Origin of the sequence: Pectobacterium atrosepticum (assembly GCA_019056595.1) — a bacterium.
Lineage (GTDB): Bacteria > Pseudomonadota > Gammaproteobacteria > Enterobacterales > Enterobacteriaceae > Pectobacterium > Pectobacterium atrosepticum.
The window spans coordinates 2,774,548-2,786,184 of the sequence record CP036163.1; the positions used below are offsets into that span (position 1 = coordinate 2,774,548).

Annotated in this window: 9 protein-coding genes; 5 read left to right on the forward strand and 4 right to left on the reverse strand. The window is 48.1% G+C overall.

The genetic code is table 11. The features are described 5' to 3' along the window. Position 1 precedes the first annotated feature (1 nt). Positions 2-2,464: a poly-beta-1,6 N-acetyl-D-glucosamine export porin PgaA gene (gene pgaA, locus DCX48_13230; protein ID QXE15397.1), complete on the reverse strand. Its 2,463-nt coding sequence runs from the start codon at positions 2,462-2,464 to the stop codon at positions 2-4. A 203-nt stretch (positions 2,465-2,667) separates the two neighbouring features. Here pgaA and DCX48_13235 point away from each other — a divergent pair, with 203 nt between their 5' ends. The 3 genes from DCX48_13235 to DCX48_13245 all read left to right on the forward strand — a co-directional run bounded on the left by DCX48_13235 (position 2,668) and on the right by DCX48_13245 (position 6,810). Further along, positions 2,668-3,552 (forward strand): WYL domain-containing protein, encoded by an 885-nt coding sequence (locus DCX48_13235; GenBank protein ID QXE15398.1) that lies wholly within the window; start codon positions 2,668-2,670, stop codon positions 3,550-3,552. A gap of 195 nt (positions 3,553-3,747) precedes the next feature. Then, positions 3,748-5,205 (forward strand): GGDEF domain-containing protein, encoded by a 1,458-nt coding sequence (locus DCX48_13240; protein QXE15399.1) that lies wholly within the window; start codon positions 3,748-3,750, stop codon positions 5,203-5,205. Positions 5,206-5,307: 102 nt separating this feature from the next. Next, positions 5,308-6,810: an MFS transporter gene (locus tag DCX48_13245; GenBank protein QXE15400.1), complete on the forward strand. Its 1,503-nt coding sequence runs from the start codon at positions 5,308-5,310 to the stop codon at positions 6,808-6,810. Positions 6,811-6,917: 107 nt separating this feature from the next. Here DCX48_13245 and DCX48_13250 read toward each other — a convergent pair whose 3' ends face one another. Genes DCX48_13250 through DCX48_13260 form a run of 3 tightly spaced genes read right to left on the reverse strand, consistent with a single transcriptional unit; the run spans position 6,918 to position 8,623 of the window. Continuing rightward, positions 6,918-7,577, reverse strand: coding sequence for a hypothetical protein (locus tag DCX48_13250; protein QXE15401.1), 660 nt, complete (start codon positions 7,575-7,577; stop codon positions 6,918-6,920). Then, complete coding sequence (locus DCX48_13255; protein ID QXE15402.1) at positions 7,574-7,933, reverse strand: DUF4810 domain-containing protein; 360 nt, start codon at positions 7,931-7,933, stop codon at positions 7,574-7,576. Before DCX48_13255 ends, DCX48_13250 begins: the two co-directional genes overlap by 4 nt. Positions 7,934-7,951: 18 nt before the next feature. Further along, complete coding sequence (locus DCX48_13260; protein ID QXE15403.1) at positions 7,952-8,623, reverse strand: hypothetical protein; 672 nt, start codon at positions 8,621-8,623, stop codon at positions 7,952-7,954. Between the two features lie 428 nt (positions 8,624-9,051). Here DCX48_13260 and DCX48_13265 point away from each other — a divergent pair, with 428 nt between their 5' ends. Together DCX48_13265 and DCX48_13270 are read left to right on the forward strand one after the other, a co-directional pair. Beyond that, entirely contained in the window at positions 9,052-11,076 is a 2,025-nt protein-coding gene (locus DCX48_13265; GenBank protein ID QXE15404.1) for an oxidoreductase FeS-binding subunit, read from the forward strand. Then, positions 11,073-11,594 carry a 4Fe-4S dicluster domain-containing protein gene (locus DCX48_13270; protein ID QXE15405.1) on the forward strand — a complete coding sequence of 174 codons (522 nt, stop codon included), beginning with the start codon at positions 11,073-11,075 and terminating at the stop codon, positions 11,592-11,594. Before DCX48_13265 ends, DCX48_13270 begins: the two co-directional genes overlap by 4 nt. The last annotated feature ends 43 nt before the right edge of the window (positions 11,595-11,637 follow it).

An 11,637-nucleotide genomic window follows, 5' to 3' on the forward strand; every position in this document is an offset into this window, starting at 1 on the left:
CTCAAAATCGATAATTCAAATCGAAAGCCAGCGACACATTTTGCTCCCGCTTGCCATCGTAAGGCCGCTTATCCCACTGAACGCTCGCCCCCATATCCAGTACGTCATTCCACCGTACCCGTTGCCCATACCCGAGCGTGGTGATAGCCCCAGCGGACTCGCCTCTTTGCCAGTAACGCCCGACCCCCACATTGATCTCTTGATGCCACTCCGTCTGGTAATGTCGATAAAGCAAGTGATCGATGGCTAAAGCGGGTAGCACAGCTACATAACTCTGCGGGTTGTAATACGAGGTGTTCTGTTTACTGTTTGATCCCAAACTTAGCGACGGGGTGAAATCTATGGCTAAAGTCGGTGATGAAAAAATTCGTTCTTGCCCACTCAGTCCGTACTCCTGACGTCTGTTACCATCAGAAAACCACCCGTTCGATAGATCTGCTTGCCATGAACGCCGTTCACTTTGCCGCCAGCGGACATACCCTCCACCGCCATTCGCCGTTACGCCATTTTTAAGTGCCTGTAGCGGTGTGCTGCGCATTAGCCGTTCGGCATTAAGGCCGACACGCCAAAAATCATTAACATCACGCCGATAGGAGAAACGCCCACCGATATCAGAGCCAAATCCAAAATTTCGGTGTGAAAGCTCAGCCTCAACCCAATGATCACGGTCGGTAAATTCCACACCGCCGCGAATACTGCGATTAATGGCGCGTCCGTCACTGAAATCACTTTGATTAAAAGCGCCCCCAGAGAACACTCGCCAATGGTCGGCAAAGGGTGGGCTATAGAGCACGGCATCAATATCCGTGTCGTTCATTCCCTTGGCAGGACTGTCAGACTTGAGGCCCTGAGTACCCGCAACACGCAGCTCCGCCATGTGATGTACCTGGCGCAAACGCGCTAATCGTTTCACTGAGAAATCTTCCGGATAGCGAGCTACCGTATCGTCAGTCAACTGCTCAAGCTGGCGCCATTCCTGCAATTCCAAGGCCGTAAGCCCTTGCTGGGTTTCCAATCGGAAGAATGTCGGTTCCAGCAACTCTGCTCGCTTTAATAACGCTTCGGCACGACGTGGCCACCCTCTGGTTAGATAAACCCCCGCCAAACGTAAGTTTAGATCTTGGTTTCCCGGCCCACTAAAGGCCAGACGTTCCGCCAGTCGTTGCGCAGCCGGAAGGTCGTTATGGGAAATCAGCGACTGTATACGCAGGTATTTGATGTCAATCCAATCGTCGTTAGGTATGAATGTTGGTAAACCATAAACACTTTTTTGATAAGGTGTTTTTTCTCCAGCCTGAACTGACAACTGTGTTGCTTGTTCAATTTTCTCACTCTCCAAAATGCTGTAGAAAAAATCGCCTTGCAGCGCTACCCGAGAGTGTTGAGAAGGCTCTTTTTGTATTACCGCACTGAGAATTTGCTCTGCTTTCTCCGGCTGCTTCGAATAAAGATAAGCAGAAGCGACCCAGCGCCGAGCATAAATGGGTATCTCCCCTTCTTTGAGAAGTGATTGGTATTCCGAAATAACCTCTTCCATGCGATAGCGAACAAGCAATGCACCTAACCGATCAATTCGAGCCTGACGATAGCTGGCTTTTGCCGATGGAAGCCTTCGCCATTGAGTCATCAAGATGTCATAACGTGCCAACGCGCGATCCGCCACAACGAAGCGTTCGTTTTCCGTTGTCGACGTGATAAACGCAAGACGAACCCACTCAGCCGCCCGCCCCAGCTCTCGCTGGCGTTGCGTTTCATCAATATGGAAGCTGTAAGGTTTGCCGTTTTCCAGGGCTGTTAACGCAGGTGCGCTAATTTTATTATTGGAGAGAATGTCGCTGTATTCATAAAACAGCGCTTTATCTTGTGGCGCATGGCGCATGGCTTGAATGATAGAAAAGAGGGAGTCAGTATGCTTTCCCGCAATGCGTTGCACCCACGCTAATTCACGCCAATGGTTTGCCGTTGGCTCCTGCTTAACGCGAGACTCAGCGAGTTCCAGCGCTCTTTTTGTCTGTCCGGCATCCGCGAGGGTGAGTATCAAACCACTACGTGCATCGTCATCCCGTGGGGAGCGTTGCAAAACCCGGCTCCATAATTCCACTGACAACGGCCACTGCCGGAGATTACGGTAGGATTTGGCCGCCGCCCTCAAGGCAGGATCGGGCAATGACATCGCTGGCGAATAGGTTTCCCAAATTCGTCTCACTTCAGCATCCTTTCCCGCCCAACCGTTAACTAGCAGCCAGTCGGTCACCTCGGCAGCGGTCAGTACGCGATTTCTGGATTGCCCATCAAGCCATGACGTCGCCGCGGAGATATCGCCCTGCCGGGCGTTGATGATTAATGTGTCGTAACGAGATTCTGCCGCCACTACGCCGCCAGAAATGGAAAAATAAACTAATGATTTAAGTAAGTTAAACAATATTGGATTGAGTCTGCTTGAATGAGAATTAACAAAACTCATCGCTGAATCTCCCCACCAGTGATGACAGGATGACATTCAAATACATCGTTGAACGCTGGTTTCATGACTTAACACCTCTAATCGAGTCTAAACGCGGCATGCAGCTATCCCTCCCATGATTCGAAGTCAGAGATAGACGCTAAGGCCAGTTTGGCGCATAATAATGCATATAGTTTTTTTATCAATATAATTTTTATACGCATATGACTAAAACTTCAGTGACAGGTTCAGAACCGGTAGTTAAAGGGCGCAGTTGGGGACTGGAACGTCGGCTTCAATTCATCGACTTTCGGTTACGGTGGAATGGGCACATAAATCGTACAGATCTAACGTCTTTTTTTGGGTTATCGATCCCTCAGGCGTCGCTCGACATCGCTAAATATCTTGAGATCGCACCCTATAATCTGGTCTACGATCGACGTACCAAAACTTACACGGCTACGCCAACATTCTCTGCTGTCTACCCACAGAATTCAGCCCAGCGCTATTTAGCAGAATTATTGGCCATGAAGACGGGCGTACTTGAAGCGGATGCCAGTTTCATCGAATCTGCTCCAGAAGTGTGCTGGGTTCATATCCCGCTCAACACCTACAATGAACAGGTTGTTGAGGTCATAGTCAGAGCGATTCGTGAAAAAAAGGCAGTGAGCATCTGCTATCAATCCTCATCATCAATGGATCACTCGCCACGGCTCATTTCCCCACACGCTTTAGGCAATGATGGATTACGGTGGCGAGTACGCGCTTATTGCCATGTTAAGCAGCAGTTTAATGACTTCATTCTTACGCGAATCCTCAACATTGAAGGTAGCGAAGCCTCGACAATCGATCCCGCTAGCGATTATTCATGGCACACCCATGTTCAGTTAATGTTGAAGCCTAATGACGAACTGCCTCAGGCACACCAACGTGCATTGGAATTAGAATATGGTATGACCCATGGCGAGTTGAATTTATCCTGCCGTCTGGCATGTTTACATGAAACCCTCGGACGATTTCACATCAGCCTGACAGATGAAAATAACAAACAACATCAGCCGTTTATATTAATAAATAAGAAAGACGTTCAGGCATTTCTGGGGGAATGACTCACACACCCATCACTGATATTCATGTCTCTGCGGGATAAGACGGTGCAAGGTTACGGCTAAGTGAATCGCATATTGGTTTCACTTTTCGCCCTTGCATCAGAATTATCATAAAATGATGTAAGATAAGAAGGTATTTAAGTGTGATTATGATACAAAATTGATGCAGGCCAAATAGGCTAACCGGGGAAAAAAATGAAAACTCGCGCATATGAATTATTAGTCGTTTTCATTTCAACCTTAATGATGAGTTACTTAGGTTTATCTTTTCGGTTACTTGACGACACATCCCTATTCTGGCCAGCAGACATTCTATTGTTTTGCTTTCTCATACGCTATCGCAGTCGAGATAAAAGCATAAAAAACAAATCATTGCGTAGCGTTATTTTATGCATGATTGGCTTCTTGGGCATACTACTACCTGCTACTTATCTTGAAAACAATCAATCGTTTTTTGAAAAATTCATTCATAGTGCGATCAGTTTAGTTTTTTTTATTACCGCATGGATTGCATTTATCGTTTTTTCAAAAATAAAGGGAAACACGTATAGTAAATTAAGTAGAAATTACATTTTCTTTATATTTATTTCTATCTTTATAGGCTCTATTTTTTCAGCCATATCTTATGGATTATATTTATTTACCACAAAAACCCATGAAGATATTTTTATTCTTTCAAGGAAGTGGTTTAGCGAAGAGCTAAGCTCTGGTGTCATTTTCGTTTTTTTGTTTCTAAAAGCAATAAAAAACATAAAGAATATTTTATCAGCATCAAAATCCTCAATTAAAAAACCATCATTTATATTTTATTACACTGTCATTATTATTTGCATCGCCTCTTTAAACATCACACTAAGTGTATTAGCAATACTGCCATTGATTTACCTTTCCTTGTCTCACTCATTTAACAAAATTATTCTAATTTGCTGTGCAACTGGCATGGCACTAAATTACATTTATATAAAAAGATTAATAGGCATCCATGACGAAATAGAAAAAGAATATTTATTTGAATTATCTTATTTGTTTCAAATAAACACTTCATTTATTATCATAAGCGTTATAATCGCATCTTCATTTATTAATAAATATAAAAAAAACATCAAAAGAATAGAGTTAATAAGCAATCATGACGCACTGACCGGCGTGTTAAATAGACGTTCACTCAACCAACACATGATGAATATCATTAACTCCATGCGGGGTGGAGAAAGTAGAGTAATGTCTTTATTTGTTCTTGATATTGACCACTTTAAAAAAGTTAATGATACCTATGGACATGCTGTAGGCGATAATGTCATCAAAGAGTTTGCTGCAACCCTTAAGCAATATACTCGACCTCAAGACCTACTATGTCGATGGGGGGGGGAGGAGTTTTTAATAATAATCCAGGGTCTCTCTGTAACTGACTGCTTAGATATAGCTGAGAGAATTCGCTTTATTATAGAGAGATCTTCACTAACGATTTCAGATGGCCGCACAGTTCGATATACGACCAGTATAGGGGTAAGTTTTTTTCATCTGGAAAGAATTGAAGATTTTCATAACGCGTTCAAAGAGGCGGATAAACTGTTGTACAACGCAAAAGAACAGGATCGTAATCGCGTAAATTCAAGCTATGGTGTAAATTCGGTAAAAAAAACAATATCATGATATCTGCATCCATTTAAAATACCTTTTATTAAAAGGTAAATTCTATATCATCAAAATGCTATCCACAGATGAAAAATGAAAGTTCAAGGTAGAGATTCTGCTATGCAATCACCAAAGAAGTGGCTGATTCTGGCCATTGTTTCCAGCGCCCTGTTCCTGATTGTTATCGACATGACGGTGCTGTACACCGCGCTCCCAACACTGACTCACGATTTGCACGCCTCCGCATCGGAAAAGCTGTGGATCGTTAATATCTATGCGCTGGTCGCTTCTGGCTTGCTGCTGGGGATGGGGACCTTGGGTGATAAGCTAGGTCATAAACCTTTGTTTATTTCCGGATTGGTGGTCTTTGGTGCAGCGTCATTGTTTGCCGCTTATTCACCCACACCCAGCATGCTCATCGCCGCTCGTGCTCTGCTAGCGGTCGGTGCAGCGATGATGATGCCCGCGACGCTCTCGATTATTCGTCTGACCTTCACTGATGAACGGGAACGCGCGCTAGCGATTGGTATTTGGGCTGCGGTGGCATCCGGCGGCGCGGCGTTTGGCCCCGTCATGGGCGGGATACTGCTTGAGTACTTCTGGTGGGGATCGGTTTTCCTCATTAACGTACCGGTCGTGCTGCTTGCACTGATCATGGGAATCACCATGATCCCGCATCGGCCGGGCAATGCTTCACATCGCTGGGATTTCATCGGTTCTCTATTAATTATGGTAGGTTTGATTGGTATAACCTATGCCATAAAAGAGCTGGGCAAACGGGCCCCATCCTATGAGGATGCATTGATCGCTCTGCTTATCGGCGTGGCGTTCATTACCCTGTTCGTTCAGCGGCAGCGTAACAGCAAGCATCCCTTAGTCGATTTCGCTCTCTTTCGCCTGCGGCCTTTCAGTGCCGCCGTGGCAGCAGCCATCGTGGCAGCCGCCGCATTGATCGGTATGGAGCTGGCTTTCACACAGCGGTTACAGCTAGTTGTCGGTCTGTCTCCGCTACAGGCAGGATTGTTCATTTTACCGTTGTCGCTGGCATCCTTTATCTCCGGGCCGTTGACCGGAAAGATATTGCCACGCGTAAATAGTGGGACAATGCTAGCCGCTGGCCTGTTGATTTCGGGTCTGGGAATGGGAAGTTATCTGCTGCTGCACAACGCCTCTATCATCATACAAGTTATCAGCCTGACGATAATTGGCGCAGGCGTGGGCTCAACCATGACAGCCGCGTCGAGCACAATTATGCAGGTTGCCCCTGCTGAAAAAGCAGGTATGGCAGCGTCAATCGAAGAGGTGTCCTATGAGCTGGGGGGCGCAACGGGTGTGACGCTGATGGGCAGCTTGCTGTCTTTCGCTTATTCCGCAACGTTTATGCTACCCGCTGGGTTTTCCGCACCGGACACCGCCTATGACAGTCTGGACGAAGCGTTGATTTTTGCTGAATCCTTGCCGGAAAATATGCAGCGCATTCTCACCGCACAGGCACATTCCGCCTTTGATTCTGGGTTTTCTGCTGTGCTGGCAACCGCAACGCTGATCCTGTTGCTGACCTCTGCCTTCGTCTGGACAACGCGTAATAATAAACAGCAGCGTAATCAGGCCGCTGATGCATAGCACAACTGAAGCATCTGCTAAGGGCATAAAAAACGCCGTTCAATAGCGAACGGCGTTGATAATTTAGCGACGAACTGTAATTTAACTACGAACTACATCATCGCGACTCAGTAGGTTTCTTTACCGAACTGCAGTGAACGAGGCCCGTACAGCATACCGCGTGCATGACCCGCAGCCAGCAGGCGCGCACTAGTCACACCCGCAATATCATGGCCTTTGTCGGAGATCGTATCCGCGATTTGACTCACCGCAGCCTGCACCAGAATACCGATGATGCCGCCGTTAGAGTTTGACTGCTGCTCGTTGCTGGAAGCCGTTGCACTTCCGCTCCACAGCAGTTTACCCGTACGCAGATCAACCAGACGCGCATCCGCAGAAACGCGGGTTTCACTATTAATCACGATGTACGACGTACCGTACTCTTTCACGTCCAGATATAGTGCAGCATCCGCGCCAAAGATTTGGTGCAGCTTCGCTGTACTCAACGCATGGATATCCGACGCAGTAGACAGACCATTCTGTTTGAACGTTTCATCCACTACCGCAACAGGCAATACATAATAGCCTGATTCTGCCAGCGGGTAGGTAACTTGTGAAAGCAGGCTATAGCTTGCTTTCACATCAGGGGAATGGTTAACCGGCGGTAAGACCAGAATGGACTTAGGCTTGCTCTGCTTAAATGACGTGTAGTCATAAGGTACAGGTTTAGCACAGCCCGTCAGCACTAGCGCAAAAACCAGACCACATAATCCTAAGAAACGATTCATTTAATATTCCCTTTATTTTTACTCAACAAGAAATCCATAAAAGGTGCTGATTCAGGGAATTTCGCTTTTTCAGTTTCAAACTGTTGGCGAGCTTCACTATCACGGCCAGTGTTGGCGTACAGCAACCCAAGTTGAGCATAGAGTCCCGGTGGGACTGGTTTATTTGCGGCTTTCGCTTTTTCGATCGATGCATTCAGAGCAAGGATTTGTTGTTCTGGACCGACTTTATCTTGTTGATAGTAATCATAAATCGCAGGCTGGTAGTTGTCCCAGCTGTAAATCGTTTTCGGCGCGGACGCACAACCAGCCAGTACCGCTACTGCCAATAGCAGGGTAACTTTCTTATAAGATAACATTGTTATATTCCTATTCCATTAGTTCGCTGGGCGCCAGGCACCGCTTTCAATTCCTGCAACCAGATTATTGACGGCTTCACGAATAGCCAAATCCAGAACTTTACCGTTCAGCGTCGAGTCATAGCTGGCTGTGCCACCAAACCCGATAATTTCACGGTTGGACAACGTGTATTCGCCCGCACCTTGTACGGAATACACCACTTCAGACGTTTGTACGTTCACCACATTCAACGTGGTTTTTGCGTAAGCAACCTGTGTTTTACCGCGACCAAGGATGCCCCACAGCTGATGGTCACCCACTTCTTTGCGGCCAAACTCGGTTACATCGCCGGTAATAACATAGCTCGCGCCTTTCAACGTCTGCGTTTGCCCTTTAATGCCCGCTTCGGCTTTCAGCTCTTCCATATTGGTACGATCCAGCACATTAAAGCGGCCGCTCTGCTGGAGATGGCTAACAAGAATGGTCTTGGACTGATTACCTAAACGGTCAACACCATCAGAAAAAATACCGTTCATATAGTTAGAGCGGTTTTCAAATTTTCCGATGGAAATCGGGCTGCGAACACCCTGATAAGGCGTACTGTAAGAAGTAACTTTTTGTGCTTCTACGGTACGAGAAGACTCTGTAGCACATCCGCTCAATAACGCAGCTGACATGAATACAGAACAAAGAACGACTTTTTTATTCATAACACTATCCCTTAGTGACAATCCATTAACCCTGAGCAAAGCCCGGTTATTGATTCATAATGAAAATGCCGTGCAAACATCATTTAGTTGCAACACTGTTTTGCTGCATTTAAATGGCGTTCGATATTATGAGGGCCATAAGTAAAAGTAACGAGTTATTTCATGAAAAAATTAACAAAAACAGTTGAAAATCAGAATTTTTACCCGCGATAAAGCACGGTAAACCAGATAAAAAACAAGGCTATATGCAACCATGCCATTACTTTCACATAACATTATAACTAACTGAAACGATTCAATAATTTTATTAGCAACCTACGTGAGATTTAACATTAACCGACTTTTTACCTGCTCTATATCAAGGTCAATGTGTTATCCAGCTATTAGGATAAAGGCCACGATCGAGGGATCTAGGGTGGGAAAAGGTAATGAACCGATTTGTTATTGCCAGTACTCAAGACTGTATGGGGTGCCATGCATGTGAAATCGCCTGTGTGATTTCACACAATGACGAACAGTATCCAGATAGCACCGCGGTGTTTCAGCCCAGAATCAAGGCGTTCAATACGCCAACACTGCGGGCTGCCGTGACATGCCGCCACTGTGAAGATGCACCCTGTGCCAGCGTGTGCCCAACGCAGGCCTTGATCAAAAAAGACAATAGCATTCAGCTCGTTCAGGAAAAGTGCATCGGCTGCAAAAGCTGTGTACTGGCTTGCCCATTCGGTGCAATGTCCATGGTGACAAATCCCATGGACAACAGCGCCATAGCCCATAAATGTGACCTCTGCGCCGATCGCCCTGAAGGGCAAGCGTGCGTGGAAGCTTGCCCAACTCAGGCATTGCAGCTCATCAGTGAACACACGTTAACAGCACGCCGTCAGGAGAAACAGCAGCTGATGGCGCTGCGTTCCGCCGCTCACTGGCAGCGTGAAACACCTGTACTGAAAACGCTGACGACCCATCCGCTCAACAAAAGAAAAAACTGGCCGCGCCGGGATGCGGAGAAAAAACCGCTGACGCAGAGAACCTCCACCTTTGATGAAATCTACCATGGCTTCTCCGTACAGCAGACGGAAGATCAGGCCGATCGCTGCCTCTCCTGCGGCAAACGGGCAGTCTGCGAGTGGACTTGCCCGTTGCATAACAATATTCCCGAGCTGCTGAGTCTGGCGAAGCAGGGGCGCATTCTTGAAGCCGTAGAGCTATCACATCAAACCAGCAGCCTGCCAGAAATCTGTGGCCGAGTATGTCCGCAGGATCGGCTATGCGAAGGGGCTTGTACGCTGGGTAAAGAGTACGGTGCCATCACCATCGGCAACGTTGAACGCTACATTACCGATACCGCGATGGCCATGGGGTGGTCACCCGATATGACGCGTGTCGTTCCCAGCGGCAAACGCGCCGCAATCGTCGGGGCTGGCCCGGCTGGGTTAGCCTGTGCCGATGTGCTGGCACGCAATGGCGTGCAGGCCGTCGTGTTCGATCGCCACCCGGAAATTGGTGGATTGCTCACGTTCGGAATTCCGTCGTTCAAGCTGGATAAAGACGTCCTGATTCATCGTCGTAAAGTATTCAGCACCATGGGAATCGAATTCCAGCTGAATACCGAAGTGGGGAAAGACATTTCTCTGGCTCAGCTTCTGGACGACTATGACACCGTTTTCCTCGGCGTGGGCACCTACCGCTCCATGAAGGCCAACATTGATAATGAAGATGCCCCCGGCGTCTTCGACGCACTTCCTTTCCTTATCGCCAATACCAAACACGTTATGGGGCTACCTGAATTAGACGATGAGCCCTATATCTCGATGGCAGGAAAACGCGTCGTAGTACTCGGCGGTGGGGATACCGCAATGGACTGCCTGCGCACGTCCGTCCGGCAAGGTGCGATATCCGTAACCTGCGCATATCGCCGCGATGAAGCCAACATGCCCGGCTCGAAAAAAGAGGTTAAAAACTCCCGCGAAGAGGGCGTGGAGTTCATGTTTAACGTTCAGCCACAAAAAATCTGTCTCAACGAACAGGGCGAAGTGTGCGGTATCAGCCTGGTTCGCACTGAACTGGGTGAACCAGATGCTAGCGGCCGTCGTCGCCCACGCCCCATTCCTAGTTCGGAATTCGTACAGCCCGCGGAAGCCGTAATAACCGCATTTGGCTTTCAGTCGCACAGTATGCCGTGGCTGGAAGATGCCGATATTGGTCTGGATAACTGGGGACACATCACCGCCCCCCTTGATAGTCAGACACCTTGCCAGACTAATCATCCGCGTATTTTTGCTGGTGGCGATGCCGTGCGCGGTGCCGATCTGGTGGTTACCGCGATTGCCGATGGGCGCAAAGCCGCATTGGGGATGATTGAGACGATGGGGCTGACCGCCGTCACAGGTGCCATTCCCGCACATCCGCAGCGTCCCGAAATGAATGCAACCCGCGAGGAGCTACGCTCATGAATCAATTTGTTATCGCCGAAGCAGAAAAATGTATCGGTTGCCGGACTTGTGAGATCGCCTGCGCGGTAGCCCATAGCGGTGGCCAAAGTGCACAGCTGAAACCTTCTCACTTCTTTCCCCGCCTGAAGGTTGTCAAAAGCGCCAACGTCAGCGTCCCCGTTCTTTGCCGCCAGTGTGAGAACGCCCCCTGTGCCAGCGTATGCCCGAATGACGCGCTGGTGCGCGATCGGGATAGCATTCAGGTTATCCAATCGCGCTGCATCGGCTGCAAAAGCTGCGTCGTCGCCTGTCCCTTCGGTGCCATCAATGTGGTGACAAAAGCCTCGAATGACGAGGGGGAAGCGCACCCTACGCAAAGTGAGGTTCACAAATGTGATTTGTGCGTAGATGTGGCCCAGAGCCCTTCCTGCGTCAGCGTGTGCCCGACGTCAGCGCTACGATTAGTGACAGCAGATGAGTTACGCAAACAGACGCTGGAAAAACAGCGGCGCTCCGCACTGGGGTGGTCGAACCATTAAAGCAGACTGGAATGTGGCGGACAGGGAAGGATCGCCACAAAAA